At 69.9% G+C, this 21,689-nt stretch carries 18 protein-coding genes; 8 read left to right on the plus strand and 10 right to left on the minus strand.

Annotation, left to right across the window (positions count from 1 at the left end):
* Nucleotides 1–6 precede the first annotated feature (6 nt).
* Both pth and ACIP63_RS30280 read left to right on the plus strand, forming a co-directional pair.
* Complete coding sequence (gene pth, locus ACIP63_RS30275; RefSeq protein WP_401521915.1) at nucleotides 7–600, plus strand: aminoacyl-tRNA hydrolase; 594 nt, start codon at nucleotides 7–9, stop codon at nucleotides 598–600.
* 75 nt (nucleotides 601–675) lie between these two features.
* A complete protein-coding gene (locus ACIP63_RS30280) occupies nucleotides 676–1,146 on the plus strand; it encodes a hypothetical protein (protein ID WP_401521918.1) in 471 nt (156 codons plus the stop codon).
* Nucleotides 1,147–1,169: 23 nt separating this feature from the next.
* Here the strand turns inward: ACIP63_RS30280 and ppc are convergent, their stop codons facing one another.
* Nucleotides 1,170–3,899, minus strand: a complete 2,730-nt coding sequence (gene ppc, locus ACIP63_RS30285) for a phosphoenolpyruvate carboxylase (RefSeq protein ID WP_401521920.1) — start codon at nucleotides 3,897–3,899, stop codon at nucleotides 1,170–1,172.
* A 327-nt stretch (nucleotides 3,900–4,226) separates the two neighbouring features.
* Between ppc and ACIP63_RS30290 the strand changes: the two genes are divergently transcribed.
* The 3 genes from ACIP63_RS30290 to ACIP63_RS30300 all read left to right on the plus strand — a co-directional run bounded on the left by ACIP63_RS30290 (nucleotide 4,227) and on the right by ACIP63_RS30300 (nucleotide 6,590).
* Nucleotides 4,227–5,213: a fatty acid desaturase gene (locus ACIP63_RS30290; RefSeq protein ID WP_362927833.1), complete on the plus strand. Its 987-nt coding sequence runs from the start codon at nucleotides 4,227–4,229 to the stop codon at nucleotides 5,211–5,213.
* Nucleotides 5,210–5,896 (plus strand): TetR/AcrR family transcriptional regulator, encoded by a 687-nt coding sequence (locus ACIP63_RS30295; RefSeq protein WP_099177320.1) that lies wholly within the window; start codon nucleotides 5,210–5,212, stop codon nucleotides 5,894–5,896. The genes ACIP63_RS30290 and ACIP63_RS30295 overlap by 4 nt, the downstream gene beginning before the upstream one ends.
* A 91-nt stretch (nucleotides 5,897–5,987) precedes the next feature.
* Nucleotides 5,988–6,590: a Uma2 family endonuclease gene (locus ACIP63_RS30300; protein ID WP_401522466.1), complete on the plus strand. Its 603-nt coding sequence runs from the start codon at nucleotides 5,988–5,990 to the stop codon at nucleotides 6,588–6,590.
* Between the two features lie 16 nt (nucleotides 6,591–6,606).
* Here the strand turns inward: ACIP63_RS30300 and ACIP63_RS30305 are convergent, their stop codons facing one another.
* Nucleotides 6,607–7,404 (minus strand): trans-aconitate 2-methyltransferase, encoded by a 798-nt coding sequence (locus ACIP63_RS30305; protein ID WP_401521925.1) that lies wholly within the window; start codon nucleotides 7,402–7,404, stop codon nucleotides 6,607–6,609.
* A gap of 88 nt (nucleotides 7,405–7,492) precedes the next feature.
* On the opposite strand from ACIP63_RS30305, the gene ACIP63_RS30310 reads away from it, so the two are divergent.
* A complete protein-coding gene (locus ACIP63_RS30310) occupies nucleotides 7,493–7,990 on the plus strand; it encodes a MarR family winged helix-turn-helix transcriptional regulator (RefSeq protein WP_376374095.1) in 498 nt (165 codons plus the stop codon).
* On the opposite strand, the gene ACIP63_RS30315 is transcribed toward ACIP63_RS30310, so the two are convergent.
* The 4 genes from ACIP63_RS30315 to galT all read right to left on the minus strand — a co-directional run bounded on the left by ACIP63_RS30315 (nucleotide 7,949) and on the right by galT (nucleotide 12,336).
* A complete protein-coding gene (locus tag ACIP63_RS30315; RefSeq protein WP_401521928.1) occupies nucleotides 7,949–8,755 on the minus strand; it encodes a LuxR C-terminal-related transcriptional regulator in 807 nt (268 codons plus the stop codon). The two genes, ACIP63_RS30310 and ACIP63_RS30315, sit on opposite strands and share 42 nt — an antisense overlap.
* 388 nt (nucleotides 8,756–9,143) lie before the next feature.
* Complete coding sequence (gene galK, locus ACIP63_RS30320) at nucleotides 9,144–10,319, minus strand: galactokinase (protein WP_401521931.1); 1,176 nt, start codon at nucleotides 10,317–10,319, stop codon at nucleotides 9,144–9,146.
* Nucleotides 10,316–11,296 (minus strand): UDP-glucose 4-epimerase GalE, encoded by a 981-nt coding sequence (gene galE, locus ACIP63_RS30325; protein WP_401521934.1) that lies wholly within the window; start codon nucleotides 11,294–11,296, stop codon nucleotides 10,316–10,318. Before galE ends, galK begins: the two co-directional genes overlap by 4 nt.
* On the minus strand, nucleotides 11,293–12,336 hold the full coding sequence (gene galT, locus ACIP63_RS30330) for a galactose-1-phosphate uridylyltransferase (RefSeq protein ID WP_401521936.1): 1,044 nt from the start codon (nucleotides 12,334–12,336) through the stop codon (nucleotides 11,293–11,295). The genes galE and galT overlap by 4 nt, the downstream gene beginning before the upstream one ends.
* Before the next feature lie 238 nt (nucleotides 12,337–12,574).
* Here galT and ACIP63_RS30335 point away from each other — a divergent pair, with 238 nt between their 5' ends.
* A complete protein-coding gene (locus ACIP63_RS30335) occupies nucleotides 12,575–14,245 on the plus strand; it encodes a sodium:solute symporter family protein (protein ID WP_401521938.1) in 1,671 nt (556 codons plus the stop codon).
* Between the two features lie 15 nt (nucleotides 14,246–14,260).
* A complete protein-coding gene (locus ACIP63_RS30340) occupies nucleotides 14,261–14,548 on the plus strand; it encodes a hypothetical protein (RefSeq protein WP_401521941.1) in 288 nt (95 codons plus the stop codon).
* A 36-nt stretch (nucleotides 14,549–14,584) separates the two neighbouring features.
* Here ACIP63_RS30340 and ACIP63_RS30345 read toward each other — a convergent pair whose 3' ends face one another.
* The 4 genes from ACIP63_RS30345 to ACIP63_RS30360 form a co-directional block, all read right to left on the minus strand.
* Entirely contained in the window at nucleotides 14,585–15,280 is a 696-nt protein-coding gene (locus tag ACIP63_RS30345; protein WP_401522468.1) for a LuxR C-terminal-related transcriptional regulator, read from the minus strand.
* Nucleotides 15,281–15,529: 249 nt separating this feature from the next.
* Entirely contained in the window at nucleotides 15,530–17,431 is a 1,902-nt protein-coding gene (locus ACIP63_RS30350) for a PQQ-binding-like beta-propeller repeat protein (RefSeq protein ID WP_401521943.1), read from the minus strand.
* A gap of 58 nt (nucleotides 17,432–17,489) precedes the next feature.
* Nucleotides 17,490–19,322 carry a PQQ-binding-like beta-propeller repeat protein gene (locus tag ACIP63_RS30355; RefSeq protein WP_401521946.1) on the minus strand — a complete coding sequence of 611 codons (1,833 nt, stop codon included), beginning with the start codon at nucleotides 19,320–19,322 and terminating at the stop codon, nucleotides 17,490–17,492.
* Nucleotides 19,323–19,768: 446 nt separating this feature from the next.
* The gene (locus ACIP63_RS30360; protein ID WP_401521948.1) at nucleotides 19,769–21,586 is read right to left on the minus strand and encodes an ABC-F family ATP-binding cassette domain-containing protein; all 1,818 of its coding nucleotides are present in this window, start codon (nucleotides 21,584–21,586) and stop codon (nucleotides 19,769–19,771) included.
* Nucleotides 21,587–21,689: the final 103 nt, after the last annotated feature.

Genomic DNA, 21,689 nt, shown 5'->3' on the forward strand with positions numbered 1-21,689 from the left:
GCTCTGATGTCCGACGTCACCGACCCCTGGCTGATCGTGGGTCTCGGTAATCCGGGTCCCGACTATGCGGCGAACCGGCACAATGTGGGCTTCATGGTCGCCGATCTGCTGGCGGAGCGGATCGGTGGGAAGTTCAAGCGGGCGCAGAAGGCGCAGGCGCAGGTGCTGGAGGGGCGGGTGGGTCCGCCTGGGCCGCTGAGTCGTCGTGTGGTGCTGGCGAAGCCGATGTCGTACATGAATCTGTCGGGTGGTCCGGTGACGGCGTTGCGGGATTTCTACAAGGTGCCGTTGGATCACGTCGTGGCTGTCCATGATGAGTTGGACATCGATTTCGGGATGTTGCGGCTGAAGTTGGGTGGCGGTGACAACGGGCACAACGGGCTGAAGTCGATGACGAAGGCGATGGGTCCGGATTATCACCGGGTGCGGTTCGGGATCGGCCGGCCGCCGGGGCGGATGCAGGTCGCTGATTTCGTGCTGAAGGATTTTTCGTCGGCGGAGCGCAAGGAGCTCGCCTATCTGGTGGACCGGTCGGCGGATGCGGTGGAGTCGTTGTTGGCGGAGGGGTTGGAGCGGGCTCAGTCCGCGTACAACTCCTGACATTCCTGCTGCTTCTTGGGTGTTTTTCGGCCACAGGTTGACCGTTGGCAGGGCTCTGCCCAAGGATCGGCCCCCATGAAGCGGACTTCCTCCCACCGGCTGGTGGCCCATGGCCGTACGTTCGCGGCGGGCTGTGTCGTCCTGTTGTTGCTGGTGGCGGGTGTGTGGTCGTCGTGGGAGAGCGCGCACCACATCGTTCTGGCGAAGGGCCGTGAGCACGGGACGATGGCGGTGACGTCGTGCGGTGAGGACGCGTGCACGGGGTCGTTCTCGCCGGACGCGGTTTCGCAGGAGCGGGCCGAGGTGACGATCGAGCGGTCCGTGGCGGCGAAGAAGGGGGCTCGTTTCCCTGTGGTGGTGAAGCCTGGCACCGGTGAGGTCGTACGCACCGGGACGCCGGGTTTTCTGCATGCCTGGGTGCCGTTGGGTGGTGCGCTGGTGCTGGCGGCCCTGGTGATCGGCGGCGGTATGCGGCTGACGCGGACGGCGTGGGGTACCGGGGTCGCGGGTGCGGTCCTGTTGCTGGCGACGTTCATCGCTCTCTGACGGGACCGCACCCGCTCACGGGGTCAGCCGGTGTTGCGGAGGCCTGCGGCTACGCCGTTGACGGTGAGCAGCAGGGCTCGGGCGAGCAGCGGGTCGGCTTCCTCGCCGCGTTCGGCGGCCTGGCGCTGGCGGGCGAGGAGGGATACCTGGAGGTAGGAGATCGGGTCCAGGTAGGCGTCGCGGATGGCGAAGGTCTGCTGGAGCACCGGGCTGGTGCCGAGGAGTTCCTTGCTGCCGGTGACCTTGAGGACTTCCTGCACGGTGAGTTCGTGTTCGGCCTCGATGTCGGCGAAGACGTGCTTGAGTTCGTCGGGGACGAGGGTGTCGACGTAGTGCCGGGCGATGCGCAGGTCGGTCTTGGCGAGGGTCATCTCGACGTTGGAGATGAAGTTCCGGAAGAAGTGCCACTGTTCGTGCATTTCTTCGAGGACGTCGCCGAGGCCGGCTTCGCGCAGGGCCTTGAGGCCGGAGCCGACGCCGTACCAGCCGGGGACGATCTGGCGGGACTGGGTCCAGCCGAAGACCCACGGGATGGCGCGCAGGCCGTCGAGCGAGACGCCTGAGCCGGGGCGGCGGGAGGGCCGTGAGCCGAGGTGCAGGTCGGCGAGCTGGTCCACGGGGGTGGAGGCGAGGAAGTACGTCGGCAGGTCGGGGTCCTCGACCAGCTTGCGGTAGGCCGCGTGGGCGGCGTCCGAGACGGTGTCCATGGCCGCGTCCCAGCGGGCCAGCGCTTCGTCGGACTGGCGGGGTGCGGTGTGGAGTGCGGAGGCCTGGAGGGTGGCCGCGACGGTCAGTTCCAGGTTCTCGCGGGCGAGGGCGGGGATGAGGTACTTGTCGGAGATGACCTCGCCCTGTTCGGTCACCTTGATCTCGCCCTCGAGGGTGCCCCAGGGCTGCGCGAGGATCGCGTCGTGGGAGGGGCCGCCGCCGCGGCCGACGGTGCCGCCGCGGCCGTGGAAGAGGCGCAGGCGTACGCCGTAGCGGTGGGCCACGTCGCGGAGGCGGCGCTGGGCGCGGTGGATCTCCCACTGGGAGGTGGTGATGCCGCCGAACTTGGAGGAGTCGGAGTAGCCGAGCATGACCTCCTGGACGTCGCCGCGGAGGGATACGAGGCGGCGGTAGGAGGGGTCGGCGAGCATTTCGTCGAGGATGACGTCGGCGGCCTTGAGCTCGTCGGTGGTCTCCAGGAGGGGGACGATGCCGATCTTGGCCCAGCCGCCGTGGAGGTCGAGGAGTCCGGCTTCGCGGGCGAGGACGGCGGCGGCGAAGACGTCGTCGGCGCCCTGGCACATCGAGATGATGTAGGACTCGATGACTTCGGGGCCGAAGCGCTCGAAGGCCTGCTTGATGGTGTGGAAGACGCCGAGGGTCTTCTCGCCGGCGGCGTCGAGCGGGGCCGGGGTGGGGGCGAGGGGGCGGCGGGAGCGGAGTTCCTTGGCGAGGAGCTTCTGCCGGTAGTCGCGGGGCATGTCGGTGTAGCGCCAGGATTCTTCGCCGAGGCGGTCGAAGAGCTGGCCGAGTGCGTGGTGGTGGGCGTCGGCGTGCTCGCGGACGTCCATCGTGGCGAGCTGCAGGCCGAACGCGGAGAGCGTGCGGATGGTGCGGTCCATCCGGCCGTCGGCGACGATGGCGCCCTTGTGCTCGCGGAGCGAGGTCTGGATGAGGGCCAGGTCGGCGGTGAGTTCGGCGGTGCCGAGGTAGTCGCAGCCGGGGCGGTGCGGGGTGCCGGCGGCGAGGCGCTCACGGGTGTTGACGAGCTTCTGCCGGATGCAGGTGGCCTTGAGCCGGTAGGGCTCTTCGGCGTTGAGCCGCTTGTAGCGGGGGCTGATCTCGGGGAGTCGCTCCAGGTCGGTCTGGAGGGAGGTGAGGAGCTCGTCGGTGGCTCCGGTGTAGCGGATGGAGTTGGAGAGGAGTCCGCGCAGTTCGTCGACGAGTTCGAGGGCGTCGGTGATGCCGTGCTCGTGCTGGAGGATGAGCACGTCCCAGGTGACGGCGGGTGTCACGTTGGGGTTGCCGTCGCGGTCGCCGCCGATCCAGGTGCCGAAGGTGAGGGGGCGGGTGCCGGCGGGCAGTTCGACGCCGACGCGCTCCAGTTCGGCGGCCAGGTCCTCCAGGACGTCGCCCACGGCGTTGGCGTGGAGTTCGTCGAGGTAGTAGATGGCGTTGCGGGCTTCGTCGGCGGGCTCGGGTCGGACGACGCGGAGTTCGTCGGTCTGCCAGATGAGGTCGATGTTCTCGGCGAGCCGGATGTCCTGGCGGCGCCGGTCGGCCTCGATGACGGGGGTTTCGAGGAGTGCGGCGATGCGGCGGAGCTTGTTGAGTACGGAGCGTCGTGCGGCTTCGGTGGGGTGTGCGGTGAAGACGGGCCGGACGTTGAGGTTCTTGACCGTCTGGCGCAGGTGCTCGGGGTCGGCGTCCTTGAGGCGGTCGGCGGTGCGGGCGAGGAGCCCGCCTTCGGCGGCCCGGCGGTCGCGCATCTCGTGGGCGCGGTGGACCTGCTCGGTGACGTTGGCGAGGTGGAAGTAGGTGGAGAAGGCGCGCACGAGCTGTGCGGCGGTCTCCAGGTCCGTGTCGCCGAGGAGCTCGGCGGCTGCCTCGCCGTCGGTGCGGGTCAGGGCGCGGACGCGTTCGACGAGGTCGAGGAGGTGCTGGCCCTCCTGGCGTACGAGGGTTTCGCCGAGGAGGTCGCCGAGGCGACGGATGTCGGCCCGCAGTTCGGTGCTGGCGGCAGGGGTCTGGTCGGCACTGCTCACAGTGTGCGGCTCCTTGCAGTGGTTGAGCACGTCTGTCAGGGGGGCCGGGGCGCTCGCGGTGCTGACGGGTCACCCCGGTTATGCAGAGTGCGGACCGCGCTGTCCGACGCTCCCAGGATAGGTGTCCGGGGGTTCGGCGTGCTCGCGGCCCTGTGGGGATGTCCCGATCGGGGGTACACGAAGGGCGGAGGCCCGGTCGCACAAGGGTTGCCACGGTGATGTTCTCGTGTCACGGGCCTGTTCGCTGCCATACTTACGTTGCCGTAGGTTACGGAAGCGTAGCCCGCTCATACCGTCATATTTCCTCACCTCACGGGGGACTCCCCAATGCCCACCAGCCCCGATGTGATCGACGACGGCCTGCCGACCGCGGCAGGCGACTCCGCACTCTCCTCCGCCACGCTCGGCGGCGACAAGAAGCGTTCGGTCGAGCAGATCGCGCTGCTGCTGTTCATCGTGGTGCCGTTCGCGGCCCTGGTCGCGGCGGTGCCGCTGGCCTGGGGCCGTGGTGTCAGCTGGCTCGATCTGGGTCTGCTGGTGGTCATGTACTACTGGGGCTGCCACGGCGTGACGATCGGTTTCCACCGTTACTTCACGCACGGTTCGTTCAAGGCGAAGCGTCCGCTCCGCATCGTCCTGGCCGTCGCGGGTTCGATGGCGGTGGAGGGTCCGCTGGTGCGCTGGGTGGCCGACCACCGCAAGCACCACCGGTTCTCCGACGCCGAGGGTGACCCGCATTCGCCGTGGCGGTTCGGTGAGAACTTCCCGGCGCTGCTGAAGGGTCTGTGGTGGGCCCATATCGGCTGGATGTTCAACGAGGAGCAGACGCCGCAGCAGAAGTACGCCCCGGACCTGGTCAGGGACCCGGCGATCCGTGCGATCTCGCGTCACTTCCTCAGCTTCACGATTCTCTCGCTGGCGATTCCGCCGCTGGTCGGCGGTCTGGTCACGATGTCGTGGTGGGGCGCGTTCACCGCGTTCTTCTGGGGTTCGCTGGTCCGGGTCGCGCTGCTGCACCACGTGACGTGGTCGATCAACTCGATCTGTCACGCGGTCGGGAAGCGGCCCTTCAAGTCCCGTGACAGGTCGGGGAACGTGTGGTGGCTGGCGGTGCTCTCGTGCGGCGAGTCGTGGCACAACCTGCACCACGCGGACCCGACGAGCGCGCGGCACGGGGTGATGAGGGGCCAGATCGACTCGAGTGCGCGGCTGATCCGCTGGTTCGAGAAGCTGGGCTGGGCTCACGACGTCCGGTGGCCGGATGCTTCGCGTATCGCCTCCCGGCGCAAGGCCGCGGCCGCCGACCCGGCATGATTGACGACGTGGCGACCGACGGAAGTACCAGCGGCGAGAAGAGCAGGCCCGCCCCGACGAGAAGAGCCCGGCGGGTCCGGATGACGGGCAAGGAGCGCCGCGAGCAGCTCCTGGACATCGGCCGCACCCTGTTCGCCGACAAGGGCTTCGAGGGCACGTCGGTGGAGGAGATCGCGGCGCGGGCCGGGGTCTCCAAGCCGGTGGTGTACGAGCACTTCGGCGGCAAGGAGGGCCTGTACGCCGTGGTGGTCGACCGTGAGATGCGCCAGTTGCTGGATCTGGTGACGGGGGCGCTCACGGCGGGTCATCCGCGTGAGCTGCTGGAGCAGGCGGCGTTCGCGCTGCTCGACTACATCGAGACGTACACGGACGGTTTCCGGATCCTGGTCCGTGATTCGCCGGTCGCGCAGTCCACGGGCACCTTCGCGTCGCTGATCAGTGACATCGCGACGCAGGTCGAGGACATCCTGGGCCTGGAGTTCAAGGCCCGGGGCTTCGATCCGAAGCTGGCCCCGCTGTACGCGCAGGCCCTGGTCGGGATGGTGGCGCTGACGGGGCAGTGGTGGCTGGACGTGCGGAAGCCGAAGAAGGCGGAGGTCGCCGCCCATCTGGTGAATCTGGCGTGGCACGGGCTGGAGAACCTGGAGTCCAAGCCGCGGCTGATAGGCCACCGGAAGAGCTGATCCCCGGCACGTCACCCGTTGTGATGACGCCTGCGGATTCCCGGCCGTAGTGTGGTCGGCAGGGCACAGGATCCCGTCCATGGGAGGAACCATGACCGCCGAGCCGATCACCGGGCACAGCAGCCGCTGGCCGGTGCCCCCGCAGGACGGATACACCGTGGACGACCTGTTCACGCTGCCCGATCTCCCGCCGCACACGGAATTGCTCGACGGGAGCCTGATCTTTGTGAGTCCGCAGCGCATCTTCCACAGCCTCATGATCGATCTGCTGACCTACGGGATGCGCAGCTGTGCGCCCCGTGAGCTGAAGGTCATGCGTGAGATGACCGTGGTCCTGGATCGCCGCAATGCCCCCGAGCCCGACCTCTGCGTCGTCCGGGCGGAAGGGGTGACCGGCCGGGAGCAGACACGTTTCGAGGCGGCCGACGTACTCCTCGCCGTCGAGGTGGTCTCCCCGGACTCCGAGGCGCGGGACCGTGACACCAAGCCGCAGAAGTACGCGGCGGCCGGCATCCCGAACTTCTGGCTGGTCGAGATGGCCGGGAGCGACAAGCACCCCGTCGTGCGGGTTTACGAGCTGGACCCGGTGAACAAGGCGTACGCCCTGACGGGTATCCACCATGACCGGCTCAAGACCGGGGTTCCGTTCCCCGTCGACGTCGACATCTCGGCGGAGGCGCTCGACGCCCTGTGACGCCCGGCCTGAGCGGTCACCCGGCAATCCTGGCCACCGCGAAGATCCGGCGGAACGGGAAGACCGTACCGTGCGGGCCGGCCGGGTAGGCGGTGCGCAGCAGGTCGCGGTATTCGGTGAGGAACGCGTCGTGGGCGTCCGGGTCGTCGGCGAGTGCGTCGAGGACGGGGCGCAGGCCGGTGCCCTTGACCCAGTCGAGGACGGGGTCCTCGCCCTGGAGGAGGTGCAGGTAGGTGGTCTCCCAGACGTCGACGGTCCGGCCGGGTGCGGTGAGGTGCTCCAGGTAGCCGGCGGGGGTGTGTACGGCGTCCGAGTGGCGCAGGAGGCCGCCGAGGCGGTCGTGCCAGCGGGGTGAGTCGGCGAGTTCGCGCATGAGGGTGTGGCTGGGGGCGTCGAAGTTGCCGGGGACCTGGAAGGCGAGGGTGCCTCCGGGGGTGAGGGCGTCCAGCCAGTGGGGGAAGCGGGCGGTGTGCCCGGGGACCCACTGGAGCAGGGCGTTGGAGACGATGAGGTCGTACGTCTCGGTGGGCTCCCAGGTCGCGGCGTCGGCTTCGGCGAAGTCGAGGAGGGGCCCGGTGTGGGTGCGGGCGCGTTCGAGCATCTGGGGTGAGCTGTCGTAGCCGGTGATACGGGCGCCGGGCCAGCGCTCGCCGAGGAGGGCGGTGACGTTGCCGGCGCCGCAGCCGAGGTCGGCGATCCGGGGTGCGGGTTCGTGTGGGAGGGGTCCGGTGCGGGCCAGGAGGTCGTGGAAGGGGCGGGTCCGGTGGTCCGCGTGGCGGAGGTACTGGCGGGGATCCCAGGTGGGTGCTGTCATGGGGCCAGGATCACCAGGCAAGTCTCTTGATGTCAAGACACTTGAATTCAAGAGACTTCATGTCGAGGGACCCTCTACACTGATCGACATGGAGGACGAGGTCGACCGACTGGTCGCTGCATGGCGCCGCGAGCGCCCTGACCTCGACGTGGAACCACTCGAGGTCCTGAGCCGCGTCTCCCGCCTGGCCAGGCATCTGGACCGGGCCCGCAGGATCGCCTTCGCGGAGCACCAGCTGGAGCCCTGGGAATTCGACGTACTGACGTCCCTGCGCCGCGCCGGCGCTCCGTACCAGCTCTCGCCCGGCCAGCTGCTGACCCAGACCCTGGTCACCTCGGGCACGATGACGAACCGCATCGACCGGCTGACCAAGAAGAATCTGGTGGAGCGGCTGCCCGACCCGAGCGACCGCCGCGGTGTCCTCGTCCGGCTGACCGACCTCGGCCGCGACAAGGCCGACCAGTCACTGGCCGGGCTGCTCGACCAGGAGCGGGCCATCCTGGGCGAGCTCTCCCGCCAGCAGCGGTCCGAACTGGCCGGACTGCTACGCCAGTTGACCGCCCCGTTCGACAACATCCCCGGTTAGCGCGGCCGGGCCCACCCCGGCCCGCCGGGCCAGCGCCACGGCCGCCAGCGTCGAGTGCACGCCCAGCTTCCCCAGTACGTTCTGCATGTGCGTCCGCACCGTGTGCGGGGAGAGGAAGAGCCGCTCCGCGACCGCCTTGCGGCCCAGGCCCGCCACCATGCAGCGCAGCACCTCGCGCTCGCGCGGCGTCAGCGACTCGACGAGCTGCTCGCTCTCGGTGCGGTGCTTACGGGCCGCGGTCAGCTCCCGCAGGACACCGGTCAGCAGCGCGGCCGGCAGATGCGTCTCGTCGCGCAGCACCCCCCGTATGACCGTCAGCAGCCGTTGCAGAGAGCAGTCCTTGGCGACCCAGCCCGACGCACCGGCCTGCAGCGCCATCGCGGCCCGGCGCGGGTCGTCCTTCTCGGCGAGCACCACCGAACGGATCTGCGGCTGGCCGGAGCGCACCCCCGCCACCAGCGATATGCCGTCCACCGGACCGGCGGCGGACGTGCCGGCGGGCACGCCGTCCGGCGCTCCGCGCGGCGCGGGAACGGTGCGGGTGCCGCCCGAGGCGAGGATGCCCAGTTCGGCGTCGACCAGCAGCACGTCGTAACGGCGGCCCTCGGCGGCCGCACGCTCCAGACACCGCAGCGCGGCGGGGCCGCTGCCCGCCGCGGACACGTCGACGTCCGGTTCGGCCGCGAGGGCCGCCGCGAGGGACTCGGCAAAGATGCGGTGGTCGTCGACCACCAGAACCCGGATACGAGCCACAGACACCCCCATGCTGTGTGAGCTCCTGGGGCGCCCCGTTCATGGCCGACCCCGACGGGGACTGACCACGGCGGATACGGCGCCCGGACCACTCGGTGGACCCGCCGGCGCACGGCCGCCGCCGTGTGCCGGCCGGCCACCCGCTCCGGGCGCCGTACCCGACTGTCTCGTCCCCTGAAACGGCACCGGCCCCCACCGGTGCTGCGCATCAGCCTACGGCGGGCGGTGGGCGGCGGAAGGCGATTCGCAGAACTGACCGCCCCAGGTGTTCAGGGTGTTGTTCATGTTCCGTCTTGAGACCGAAGTAGACAGAGAACGTCGCATTCCGCCGGTTTCGGCCTCGGCGCGCGACACCCGCCGGGGCGGAGCGCCCCGGCGGGTGTCGCGGATTTCCGCCTGGTCAAGCAGCCGGAGCGATCCGCCGTCCCCCGGCCGAGGGAACCGCGGGGAAGATTCCCGGGGCGGCGTGGCCGGCGGAGGTGAAGGCCTCGGAGACGGCCTTGGCGACGGTGTCCTCCATCGACTCCTCCACCAGCACGATCGCCGAGCCGCCGAAGCCGCCCCCGGTCATCCTGGCTCCGAGCGCCCCGGCGTCGTTGGCCGCGGAGACCACGAGGTCCAGCTCCGGGCAGGAGACCCGCAGGTCGTCGCGGAGCGAGACATGGCCCTCGTTGAGGACCGGGCCCGCCGCGCGCACCTCGCCGGCGTCGAGCAGCGCGATGACCTGCTCCACCCGGTGGTTGTCGCTCACCACATGGCGGACGTAGCGCACGACCGACTCGTCCTCGCCGGCCGCCGCCAGGGTCTCCAGCGCGGCGTCCAGGTCCTCGTACGGAAGGTCGCGGAGGGTGCCGATGCCGAGCGCGCGGGCTCCCGCCTCGCAGCCGGCCCGGCGTTCCGCGTACGCGCCGTCGCCCAGGGCGTGCTTGACGCGGGTGTCGACGACCAGCAGCTTCAGCCCGTGCGCGGCCAGGTCGAAGGGGACCTGGCGCAGGGTGAGGTCACGGGTGTCGAGGTGCAGCGCGTGGCCCTCGGTGCAGCACGCGGAGGCCATCTGGTCCATGACGCCGCAGGGCACACCGACGAACGCGTTCTCGGCCCGCTGGCCGAGCACGGCGATCTCGGGGGCGCTCAGTCCCAGCTGGAAGAGGTCGCTCAGGGCGAGCGCGGTGACGACCTCCAGGGCGGCCGAGGAGGAGAGACCCGCGCCGACGGGGACGGTGGAGGTGAGCTGGATGTCCGCGCCGGTGACGTCGTGGCCGGCCTCGGTGAGCGCCCAGACGACGCCGGCGGGGTAGGCGGCCCAGCCGTGGCCCGAGTGCGGGGTCAGTTCGTCGACGCGCAGGGAGACGACCCCGCCCGGCACGTCGGTGGAGTGCAGGCGCAGCTGTCCGTCGGTGCGGCGGGCGACGGCCGCGCGTGCGGTGTGCGGGAGGGCGAGCGGCATGACGAAGCCGTCGTTGAAGTCGGTGTACTCACCGATCAGGTTCACTCGTCCGGGTGCTGCCCAGATCCCTTCGGGGGCGGTCCCGTAGAGCTGGGTGAAGGAGGCGGTGAGCTCGGCGTTGTCGGTCATGGTGCGGTGGGCTCCTCTCGGCGGGCGAACGTCCACGCGTCGGCGACGATGGCGGCCAGGTCGGCGCGCGACGGCTGCCAGCCGAGCCGCTCCCTGGCGGTGGCGGCGGAGGCGACGAGGACGGCCGGGTCGCCGGCGCGCCGGGGTGCGGCGGTCTCCGGGACGGGATGGCCGGTGACCTGGCGGACGGTCTCGATCACCTGGCGTACGGAGAAGCCGTTGCCGTTGCCGAGGTTGCAGATGAGGTGTTCGCCCGCGGTGGCCGCTTCGAGGGCCAGCAGGTGGGCGTCGGCGAGGTCGGCGACGTGGATGTAGTCACGTACGCAGGTGCCGTCGGGGGTCGGGTAGTCGTCACCGTAGACGGAGATGGTCTCGCGCTGCCCGAGGGCGACCTGGAGGACCAGCGGGATGAGGTGCGACTCGGGGTCGTGGCGTTCGCCGTGGCTGCCGTAGGCCCCGGCGACGTTGAAGTAGCGCAGGGAGACCGCCGCCAGGCCGTGTGCGGCGGCCTCACCGGTGATCATGTGGTCGACGGCGAGCTTGGAGGCGCCGTACGGGTTGGTGGGCGCGGTGGGGTCCGACTCGGTGATGGGGCTGGAGACGGGTTCCCCGTACGTCGCCGCGGTGGAGGAGAACACGAGCGTGCGCACCCCGGCGTCGCGCATGGCGGCGAGGAGTGCGGTGGTGCCGCCGACGTTGTTGACCCAGTACTTCTCGGGGTCGACGACGGACTCGCCGACCTGGGAGAAGGCGGCGAAGTGCAGCACTCCGTCGTAGCTGGCGTCCAGCCACTTCGCGGCGTCCTGGATGCGGCCCTCGATGAACTCGGCGCCGGCGGGGACGCCCTCGCGGAAGCCGGTCGACAGGTCGTCGAGGACGGTCACGGTGTGACCCGCCTCCAGCAGGTGTGCGGCGACGACGCCGCCGACGTATCCCGCGCCGCCCGTCACCAGGTACTTCTTGCCGGTCTCGCTCACTCGCTCGCTACCTCTCGCAGTCGCTGGGCCGCGGCCTCCGGCGGCACGTCGTTGATGAAGACGCCCATGCCGGACTCGGAGCCCGCGAGGAACTTCAGCTTGCCGGTGGTCCGCCTGATGGTGAAAAGCTCGAGGTGCAGCCCGAACTCCTCACGCCCGGGAACCCTGAAGGGTGCCTGGTGCCAGGCCGAGATGTACGGGGTCGGCGGCTCGCCGGGGCCGAAGATCCGGTCGAATCGCCTCAAGAGTTCCAGATAGAGCTGTGGGAATTCCGTGCGTGCGGCCTCGTCGAGTTCCCGCAGGTCGGGGACGCGCCGGCGCGGGTGGAGGTGGACCTCGTACGGCCAGTGCGCGGCGTACGGCACGAAGGCGACCCAGTGCTCGCCCTCCAGGACGATCCGGTCGCCGTCGGCCAGTTCGCGGGCGACGACGTCGTCGAAGAGGTTGCGGCCGGTCTCGGCGCGGTGGGTCTCCATCGAGCGGAGCATCTGCTCGGTGCGCGGGGTGACGAAGGGGTAGCCGTAGATCTGGCCGTGCGGGTGGCCGAGGGTGACGCCGATCTCGGCTCCCCGGTTCTCGAAGCAGAACACCTGGGTGACCTGCGGGAGCTCGGCGAGGTCGGCGGTGCGGTCGGTCCAGGCCTCCAGGACCAGGGCGGCCTGGTCCTCGGTGAGGCCGGCGAAGGAGACGTCGTGGTCGGAGGTGAAACAGACGACCTCGCACCGGCCGGAGTCGCCGGCGAGGGAGGGGAATCGGTTCTCGAAGACGGCGACGTCGTAGTCGGTGTCGGGGATCTCGCTGAGCCTGCCCTCCCGTGAGGGGCAGAGCGGGCACTCGTCGGCCGGCGGGTGGTAGGTGCGTCCCTGCCGGTGCGAGGCGATGGCGACCGAGTCACCGAGCAGCGGGTCGCGGCGGATCTCCGAGGACGTCGAGACGGCATCCAGCGGCCGCAGGTCGACGGCGTCGCGGACGGTGTCGTCCGCGGAGTCGTAATAGATCAGCTCACGGCCGTCGGCGAGGGTCGTAACCGTCTTCTTCACCAGGCTCCTCCATGTAACGCCCTCCAAACATAACCGCACATAACAAATCACAACTCAACACGACAGTCAATGCTGATGAGCTCTGTGGACGGCCTGTGCGCAGAGACGGCCATAACCGGGACATTTCATCCCGCGCGATCACGATCAAACAAAGAACGTCATGCGACCTGTTCATTTTCTGAACACAAAGGCGTAGGTTCCGACGGGTTCAGTTCGCGCAACGAAGCGAGTACCCCCCATGCAATATCTGGCCGAAGGGCTCCGGCTCCCCACGAACGGGCTCGATTACACAATCCTGGCGATCTACTTCGTCGTGGTGCTCGGCATCGGCTTCGCCGCCCGGGCCAGTGTGAAGACGAGCCTCGACTTCTTCCTGTCCGGACGGTCCCTGCCCGCCTGGGTGACCGGCCTGGCCTTCGTCGCGGCGAATCTCGGGGCGACCGAGATCCTGGGCATGGCGGCGACCGGCGCGCAGTACGGCGTCGCGGTCGTCCACTGGTACTGGATCGGCGCCATCCCCGCCATGGTCTTCCTCGGCCTGGTGATGATGCCGTTCTACTACCGGTCGAAGGTCCGCTCCGTACCGGAGTTCCTGCTGCACCGCTTCGACAAGTCGGCGCACCTGCTGAGCTCCATACTCTTCGCCTTCTCGGCGATCCTGATCGCGGGTGTGAACCTCTACGCCCTGTCGATCGTCGTGGAGGCGCTCCTCGGCTGGCCGCAGTGGGTCGCGATCGTGGTCGCGGGCCTCTTCGTGCTGATCTACATCACCATCGGCGGTCTCTCCTCGGCGATCTACAACGAGGTGCTGCAGTTCTTCGTCATCCTCGCCGCGCTGATCCCGATCACCCTGCTGGGCCTCAAGCGCGTCGGCGGCTGGGACGGCCTGAGCGGCTCGCTGGAGAAGCAGCACGGCGCCGACTTCATGACCGCCTGGGGCGGCACCGGCATCGGTGACGCCAACCCGCTCGGCGCCAACTGGCTGACGATCATCCTCGGCCTCGGCTTCGTGCTCTCCTTCGGCTACTGGACCACCAACTTCGCCGAGGTGCAGCGCGCCCTGTCCGCGAAGAACCTCTCGGCCGCCAAGCGCACCCCGCTGATCGCCGCCTTCCCGAAGATCTTCATCGTCTTCGTGGTGATGATCCCGGGCCTGGTCGCCGCCGTGATCGTGCCCAAGATCGGTACACCCGGTTCGGACCTCACGTACAACGACGCCATTCCGCTGCTGATGCAGGAGCTCCTGCCCAACGGTGTGCTCGGCATCGCGGTGACCGGTCTGCTGGCCGCGTTCATGGCCGGGATGGCCGCCAACGTGTCGTCGTTCAACACGGTGTTCACCACGGACATCTGGCAGCGGTACGTGAAGAAGGACCAGCCGGACGCGTACTACCTGAAGTTCGGGCGGTTGATCACCGCGGTGGGTGTGCTCGCCTCGATCGGCACGGCGTTCATCGCGGCCAGCTTCTCCAACATCATGACGTACCTGCAGACGCTGTTCTCCTTCTTCAACGTCCCGCTGTTCGTCGTCTTCATCATCGGCATGTTCTGGAAGCGCGCCTCGATGAAGTCGGGTGTCTGGGGCCTGCTGGCGGGCACCACCGCCGCGATGGTCAACTACTTCGTGATCTACAAGCAGGGCATCATCGACATCCCGTCCGACCAGGGTGCCAACTTCGTCTCCGCCATCGTCGGATTCGTCGCCGGTGCGGTCGTCATGGTCGCCGTCACCCTGTTCACGGCCCCCAAGCCGGAGGCCCAACTGGCCGGTCTGGTCTACGGCACGGAGTCCCCGGATGCCGACGAGGCGCCGGACGAGGGCGACAGCGCCTGGTACCGCAAGCCCGCGCTGCTCGGCTGGGGCGCCATCGTCCTCGCCACCCTCTGCTACCTGCCCTACTCGCTCTGATCGGAGGCACTCACCATGTCCGACCTCAACAAGGAAGTCTCCGAGCTGGAGCGCAAGTCCGCGACCGCGGCCCGGCTCTTCGACATCCGGCGGATCATCGGCGGTCTCTTCGTGGTCTACGGAGTGATCGTCACCATCGCCGGCATCAGCCCGTCCGACGCCGACCTGAAGAAGGCCGAGGGCGTCCACATCAACCTCTGGACCGGCCTGGCCATGCTGGCGCTCGGGCTCTTCTTCCTGATCTGGATGAAGCTGCGCCCGGCCCAGGTGCCCGACGAGGCCCCCGGCACACCGGAGAGCTGACCCCGGCACCCCCGCGGGGGCCGGACGATCACGCGTTCACGCGAGGCCGTCCGGCCCCTGCGGCGTTCCCGCCGCGGCCCGGTCGAGCAGCCCCGTGCGGGCCGCGAGCGCGGCGGCCTCCAGCCGGGACCCGACGCCGAGCTTCATCAGCACCCGCTGCACATGGGTGCGCGCGGTGCTCGGCGCGATCCCCATCCCGGCCGCGATCAGCCGGGTGTCCTCGCCCTCGGCGACCCGCACCAGCACCTCGATCTCGCGCGGGGTCAGCATCCGCAGCAGCCGCTGGCCCTCGTCGTCCGGCTGCGCCGTCGGGTGCAGGAGCTCCGCGAAGGCGCCCCGCAGCAGCTGGGGTGCGACCGCGACCTCTCCCGCCCGGGCCTTGATCATGGCGCGCTCGACGCCCTCTATGCGCTCGTCGTGCCGGACGTAACCGGCCGCTCCCGCCGCGAAGGCCGCGGCGATCCCCCGCGGACTCGGCACCGGGCCCAGCACCACCACGGCCACCTGCGGGCGCTCCCGTCCGATCCGCACGATCGGGTCGAAGGCCCCGGGCTCGGCGGGCGCCGCCGTACCGAACAGGCAGACCTCCGGCGCCCTGCTGACGACCAGTTCCGCGGCCCCGGACGTCGGCGCGGCTGCCGCGAGCACGCGGTGCCCCCGTAGTTTCAGTGCCGAGGCCAGTGCCTCGGCGAGCAGTCGGTGGTCGTCGACCACCATGAGCCGCACGCCCATCGGAAAAGCCCCCATGTGTGCAGCGCACCGGCGCTGCGTAACCCTGAACAGGCCCCCCGGCCCCTCTGACCCGGCAAGCTACACGCTTGTTCGACGCCGCGCGCCCCCTACCGGGCAGAAGCCCCCCAGAATGCCGAATTCTGCGTCATTCGGGGCCGCTTGCCCGTCGGAAAACGATCGGCCCTGCCGGTCGGATGATCAACCGGCAGGGCCGTCGCAGCCGGCCACCGAACGGGCCGGGCGGGTGGGTCAGTTGGTGCTGAAGGAGACGACGAGGTACTGCTTGTCGTCCAGCGAGCTGGACTTGCTGGGCTCACTGACCATCTGCTCGGCGATGAACAGCCGGCCCTTCTCGTAGATGAACTCGGCGTAGTCGACGGAGAAGCTCGTCTCCGCGTCGCGGACCGACTCCTCGTCGGGGTTGACCATCAGCACGGTCTGCTCGAAGGTCGAGCCGTCGATGGAGACGATCTGGCCGCCCTTGTCGTACGGGGGCTCCTTGTACGCGATGACGTTGGAGCCGTCCATGCGCAGCGGGGTCAGCGCGTAGCGGTCACCCGCGTCCGCCCTGCCGCCGACGAGCTTCCCGGTGGTGAGATCGAAGGCGACGATCTCGTTGGTCTCGCCGTACTCGCCGCCGCCCTCGTGCCTCTCGGTCGGCACGTAGAGCTTGTTGTTCCCGACGGCCAGGGCGGTGCACTCCTCGACCTCGGTGGAGCCGCAGTCCGCGGCGTACTTGTCCGCGTCGGCCGAGATCCGGACGATGAGCTTGCCGGTGGCCGCGTCGATGGAGAAGAAGTCCGAGATGCTGCTGCCGTCGCCGGCGGTGTCGCCGACGTCGGCCGCGACGACGAGCGGCTTGGTGGAGACGATGCTCGCGTACTCGACGCCGGCCGGCATGTTGTACGAGGAGAGCGGTGCTCCGGTGGTCGGGTTCAGCGCCTGGATGGTCAGCTGCGGCTCGTCGTAGCTTCCGCACTTGCGGACCACGGCGAGGGCCTCGCCGCCGCCGTAGCCCATGTCGTAGCAGTTGTTGGTGTCGGCCTTCGGCTTCCAGAGCTCGGCGCCGTTCGCGAGGTTGAAGGCGGCGCCGCCGCTGGTGCCGCCCGCGGCGACCGTGGTTCCGCTGAGTGTGACCTCGTTGAACCTGACGGCCTCGTCACCGCTGGACGCGGAGGTGACGGACTTGCTCCACATGAGCTTGCCGGTAGCCAGGTCGAGCGCGCCGATCTGGGTGCAGGAGGGGTACTTGTCCTCGGCGCTCGGCTTGCCGTCCTCGAAGGCGATGGCCGTCCTGTAGTCCTTGCTCATGTGCCGGGAAGCGGCGCAGACCTGGCCGGTCAGCGGGATCGTCCAGAGCTTGGTGCCCTTGGGGAGGTCGTAGCCGACGATCTCGTACACGCCGGTCTTCACGTACACCTTGTCCGTCACCCAGGAGCCGGCGACGTTCGTGGTGTCGGTGACCTTCGGGTGGGGAAGCTGGAAGCCGACCTTGGACTTGGTGTCGGCCGGGGCCTTCTCGGTGCCGCCGGCCAGGCCGCCGCCCTCGCCGCCCTTGCCCTCGCCGTCCTTGCCCTCGGTCCCGGCCGAGGACGCCTCGTCCTGCTTGCCGTCGTCACTGCCGCTGGAGGCGTAGAAGATCCCGCCTCCGACGATCAGCACCACGGCCACGACCGCGGCGACGATGATCTGCATCTGGGTGTTGAACTTCTTGCCGCCGCCCGGCTGGGGTGCGGCGTACTGCGGCTGCATCGGGGCGGTCGGGTAGCCGTATCCCTGCTGCGGGGGCATGCCGGGCTGTCCGGGCGGGGGCCCCTGCGGGAAGCCGTAGCCGGGCTGGGCCGGCGGCTGGCCGGGGGGCGGGGCCTGGGGGTAGCCGTACGCGGGATTCTGCGGCGGCTGCTGTCCGGGCGGGGGCGGGCTTCCGTAGCCACCGGCGGGCGGGGTGGGCGGGCTGCCGTAGCCGCCCGGGGGCGGGGGCGGGCTGCCGTAGCCGCCCGCGGGCGGGGCGGGCTGCGCGGGCGGGGGCTGCTTGCCGAACGGGTCGGCCGGCGGCGGGGTGGGCGCGCCGAATCCGCCGGGCGGCGGGTCCTGCGGGGCTCCGAATCCGCCCTGGGGCGGTTCGTTGGGCGGCTGGGGCGGCTGGCTCATGGCGTACGTACCTCTGCGGAGTCTGAGAAGAAGGGGCTGGGGATGCCGTCGTCGGCCGTCACTTGCCGAAGGCCATGATGGTGGTCTCGCCCTCCGAGTCGTCGTTCCCGCTGACACGGTCGCTGACGACGAAGGAACGGCCGCCCGCGTAGACGGTCTTGGACGAGTAGAAGTTCTCGATCTGCGCGGTCGAGTCCAGGTGCTGGAGCAGCACCTTCGGCGCGCCTCCGGTGGGCGCGATCGTCGCGATCGCCCCGCCCTCCTCGTACGAGGGCTCCATGTAGACGAGGACGTTGCCGCCCTCCATGCGGAGCGGCTTCATGGTGCGCTCGGCGGGGGCGGGGGCCTTCCACTTGACCTTGCCGGTGTTCAGGTCGAACGCGACGACCTTGTTGGTACGGGCGGCGCCGCTGGTGTCGTCCCCGGTCATCATGTAGAAGGTGTTCGCGTCGGCGGCCAGGCCGCCGCAGCCTTCGAGCGTGTCGGCGAAGTCGATGATGCCGCCGCCGCACTCGACGGTGACCTTGTCCTCGTCGTCACCGTCGAGCTGTGAGCGGAGGGTTCCGTTCTCCTTGAGCGCGACGATGGCCCACTTCTTCTCCTCGTACTGGGTCAGCGAGACGACGAGAGGGCTGACCGAGTAGACCTTGTCGACCTCCCAGCCGCGCTTGACCTGGTACGTCCACTTGGCCTTGCCCGTGGTCGGGTCGATCTCCTGGACCTGCTGCTGCGGGTTCTCCACGTCGCCGGTGCTGCAGTTGACCGCGGCGATCAGCTTGGGGCCGCCGGCGAACGAGTACGGCTTGCAGTTGCCCGAGGGGTTGCCGAACAGCTCCTTGCCGTCGCTGACCCGGTAGGCGCTGGAGTTGCTCGTACGGCCGACGGTCACGGTGTCACCGCTGACCGCCAGACCGATGTCGGTCAGCAGGTCCCAGGTGCCGTTCTTGGTGACCGTCTTCTTCCATCCGGCCTTGCCGGTGTTGAGGTCGATCATCTGGAGCACCGAGCAGTTCGCCTTGTCGGTGGTGCCGCTCATCACGCCGATGACGATCTTGCCGTCGGCCGTGGTCGTCGCTGGTGCGGCGCAGATGTCCGCGGGCAGCGGGAGGCTCCACTTCTGCTTGCCGTCGCCCACCGAATAGCCGGTGACCGAGCGGTACATGCCCTTGACGAGCGTGTCCCCGACCATCCACGGGCCGTACACGTCCGCGCCGTTGCGCGGCAGGTCGATGTCGTTCGTCGTGGTCCAGAGGACCTTCGCCTCGCCGTCCTTGCGTCCGGCGTTCAGGTCGTCGTTCGCCTCACGGCCGTCGCCCTTGCCGTCACCCTGGTCGACGGTGGGCGAGCCGCTCGGGTCCGGGGCGCCGCTGCTGGACTTGGCGACGGGCTTCTCCGGGTCGTCGTCGCCACCGCTCGTGGCGAAGAAGATGCCTCCGCCGACGACGAGGAGCGCGGCGAGCGCCGCACCGATGATGACGGCGGGCTTGCCCTTGAAGGGACCGCCGCCGGAGCCGCCGGGCGTGGGCGCGGGAGCGCCGGGGTACTGCTGCTGCGGGTAGCCGTAGCCGGGCTGCTGACCGTAGGGGCCGGGCTGCTGGGCGTACGGGCCGGAGGGGGCGCCGTACGGGCCGGGCTGCTGGGCGTACGGGCCGGGGGCCTGCCCGGGTGTCTGGGGGTAGCCGTAGCCGGGCTGCGCGCCGGGGGCCTGCGGGTAGCCGTAGCCCGGCTGCGCGGGCGGAGGCGTCTGCGGTGCCCCCGGCGGCGGAGTCTGCGGCGGTCCGGGCGGCATCTGCGGCGGAGTGGCGGGTGGCGGCGGCTGAGGAGTGCCCTGCGGATCCTGCGGAGCCCCGAAGCCCCCCTGCGGCGGTTGCTGGCTGGGCGGCTGGGTCATCAGCACGTCCCCCTTCGTGCGGTCCGGTGCCCGGTCCGGTCTCCCCCGCGATTCCGCTGGGCTCAGAGGATCAGGTGCAAGAAATCTCTGAATTCCCCCCGGAAAGGAGCGAATCGGGCATGGCTTCCGCGGCGTTACGACAGTCGAGCGGGGCTTCTTTGTACCACCCGCACCACACCGGGCACCGGATCGGTCCGCCCCCTGTTCCTAAGGGAGAACCGGGCCGTGATGCCGTCGTTACGCACCCGTGGCGGCATCCGGGGCGCACATTCCCCGACGCCCCGTCAACTGTGCCCAGGAAGGGACGCTTTCACGGGATTCGGCCCCGCCCACCCGACGGACGGCTCCCGCCCGCCGGACGGCCCTCCCGCCGGCCCGCCCACCCGACGGCCCGGACACGGCCTCCGGGCCGGCCGGGCACCTCAGGCCTTCTCTCAGGCGTTCTCTCAGGCGTCCTCGGCCAGTTCGAGCCAGCGCATCTCCAGCACGTCCCGCTCCGCGACCAGTTCACGCAGCTCGGCGTCGAGCGCGGCGACCTTCTCGAAGTCGGTGGCGTTGTCGGCGATCTGCGCGTGCAGCGTCGTCTCCCTGGTGGACATCTTGTCGAGCTGCCGCTCGACCTTCTGGAGCTCCTTCTTCGCGGCACGCGCGGCCTGCGGCGAGACGGCCTCGGCCGGCGCGGCCTTGGGCGCCGAGGACCCGGCGGCGGACGCGGGTGTCGCCGTCTCCTCCATGCGCTGCCTGCGCTCGATGTACTCGTCGATGCCGCGCGGCAGCATCCGCAGCGCGCGGTCGCCGAGGAGCGCCATCACCTTGTCCGTGGTCCGCTCGATGAAGAACCGGTCGTGGGAGATCACGATCATCGACCCGGGCCAGCCGTCGAGGAGGTCCTCCAGCTGGGTGAGCGTCTCGATGTCCAGGTCGTTGGTGGGCTCGTCGAGGAAGAGGACGTTGGGCTCGTCCATCAGCAGCCGCAGGATCTGCAGCCGCCTGCGCTCACCACCGGACAGGTCGCCGACGGGCGTCCACTGCTTCTCCTTGGCGAAGCCGAACTGCTCGCAGAGCTGGCCGGCCGTCATCTCACGGCCCTTGCCGAGGTCGACCCGGTCGCGCACCTGCTGGACGGCTTCGAGCACGCGCAGGTTCGGATTGAGCTCCGCCACCTCCTGGGAGAGGTAGGCGAGCTTCACGGTCTTGCCCACGACGACCTTCCCGTCCGCGGGCTGCACGTCGCCCTGGCTACGGGCCGCCTCGGCGAGCGCCCGCAGCAGCGAGGTCTTGCCCGCGCCGTTCACGCCGACCAGGCCGATGCGGTCACCGGGGCCGAGCTGCCAGGTGAGGTGGGTGAGGAGCGTCTTGGGCCCGGCCTGGACGGTCACGTCCTCCAGGTCGAAGACGGTCTTGCCGAGCCGGGCGTTGGCGAACTTCATCAGCTCGCTGGTGTCGCGCGGCGGCGGCACGTCGGCGATCAGCTCGTTGGCGGCCTCGATGCGGTAGCGCGGCTTGGACGTACGGGCGGGGGCGCCCCGGCGCAGCCAGGCCAGCTCCTTGCGCATCAGGTTCTGCCGCTTGGACTCCTCGGTCGCGGCGATCCGCTCCCGCTCGGCCCGCGCGAACACGTAATCGCTGTAGCCGCCCTCGTACTCGTGGACGGCTCCGCGCTGGACGTCCCACATGCGGGTGCAGACCTGGTCCAGGAACCACCGGTCGTGGGTGACGCAGACGAGCGCGGAGCGCCGGGTCCGCAGGTGTCCGGCGAGCCAGGAGATGCCCTCGACGTCGAGGTGGTTGGTGGGCTCGTCGAGGACCACCAGGTCCTGCTCGGCGATGAGCAGCTTCGCCAGCGCGATCCTGCGCCGCTCGCCGCCGGAGAGCGGGGCGATGACGGTGTCCAGGCCGTGCTCGAAGCCGGGGAGGGCGAGGCCGCCGAAGAGCCCGGTCAGCACGTCGCGGATCTTGGCGCTGCCGGCCCACTCGTGGTCCTCGAGGTCGCCGATCACCTCGTGCCGGATGGTGGCCTTCGGGTCCAGCGAGTCGTGCTGGGTGAGGACACCGAGGCGCAGCCCGCCGTTGTGGGTGACCCGGCCGGTGTCCGCCTCCTCGAGCTTGGCGAGCATCCGGATGAGCGTCGTCTTGCCGTCGCCGTTGCGGCCGACGACGCCGATCCGGTCGCCCTCGGACACCCCGAGGGATACACCGTCGAGCAGGGCACGGGTGCCGTACACCTTGCTGACCTGCTCGACATTGACCAGATTGACGGCCATTTCACTCCTGCCTCGGGGGTCCTTGCGTCGGGGACCGCTCGATGTCCCAGAGTAGTCGCCGCGCGGGGTGCGATAGCGTGCGGCGATCGATCATGGGGAGTAA

This window comes from Streptomyces sp. NPDC088746 (assembly GCF_044751065.1).
Taxonomy (GTDB): Bacteria; Actinomycetota; Actinomycetes; order Streptomycetales; family Streptomycetaceae; genus Streptomyces.

Excerpts from the sequence above, each read along its gene's own strand:
- ACIP63_RS30340 (WP_401521941.1), top strand. The coding sequence starts at position 14,261 with ATGTCCGACCTCAACAAGGAAGTCTCCGAGCTGGAGCGCAAGTCCGCG.
- ACIP63_RS30315 (WP_401521928.1), bottom strand. The coding sequence starts at position 8,755 with ATGGGGGTGTCTGTGGCTCGTATCCGGGTTCTGGTGGTCGACGACCAC.
- ACIP63_RS30300 (WP_401522466.1), top strand. The coding sequence starts at position 5,988 with ATGACCGCCGAGCCGATCACCGGGCACAGCAGCCGCTGGCCGGTGCCC.
- ACIP63_RS30345 (WP_401522468.1), bottom strand. The coding sequence starts at position 15,280 with ATGGGCGTGCGGCTCATGGTGGTCGACGACCACCGACTGCTCGCCGAG.
- ACIP63_RS30290 (WP_362927833.1), top strand. The coding sequence starts at position 4,227 with ATGCCCACCAGCCCCGATGTGATCGACGACGGCCTGCCGACCGCGGCA.
- ACIP63_RS30350 (WP_401521943.1), bottom strand. The coding sequence starts at position 17,431 with ATGAGCCAGCCGCCCCAGCCGCCCAACGAACCGCCCCAGGGCGGATTC.
- ACIP63_RS30335 (WP_401521938.1), top strand. The coding sequence starts at position 12,575 with ATGCAATATCTGGCCGAAGGGCTCCGGCTCCCCACGAACGGGCTCGAT.
- ACIP63_RS30355 (WP_401521946.1), bottom strand. The coding sequence starts at position 19,322 with ATGACCCAGCCGCCCAGCCAGCAACCGCCGCAGGGGGGCTTCGGGGCT.
- ACIP63_RS30295 (WP_099177320.1), top strand. The coding sequence starts at position 5,210 with ATGATTGACGACGTGGCGACCGACGGAAGTACCAGCGGCGAGAAGAGC.
- pth (WP_401521915.1), top strand. The coding sequence starts at position 7 with ATGTCCGACGTCACCGACCCCTGGCTGATCGTGGGTCTCGGTAATCCG.
- ACIP63_RS30310 (WP_376374095.1), top strand. The coding sequence starts at position 7,493 with ATGGAGGACGAGGTCGACCGACTGGTCGCTGCATGGCGCCGCGAGCGC.
- galK (WP_401521931.1), bottom strand. The coding sequence starts at position 10,319 with ATGACCGACAACGCCGAGCTCACCGCCTCCTTCACCCAGCTCTACGGG.
- ACIP63_RS30280 (WP_401521918.1), top strand. The coding sequence starts at position 676 with ATGAAGCGGACTTCCTCCCACCGGCTGGTGGCCCATGGCCGTACGTTC.
- ACIP63_RS30305 (WP_401521925.1), bottom strand. The coding sequence starts at position 7,404 with ATGACAGCACCCACCTGGGATCCCCGCCAGTACCTCCGCCACGCGGAC.
- ACIP63_RS30360 (WP_401521948.1), bottom strand. The coding sequence starts at position 21,586 with ATGGCCGTCAATCTGGTCAATGTCGAGCAGGTCAGCAAGGTGTACGGC.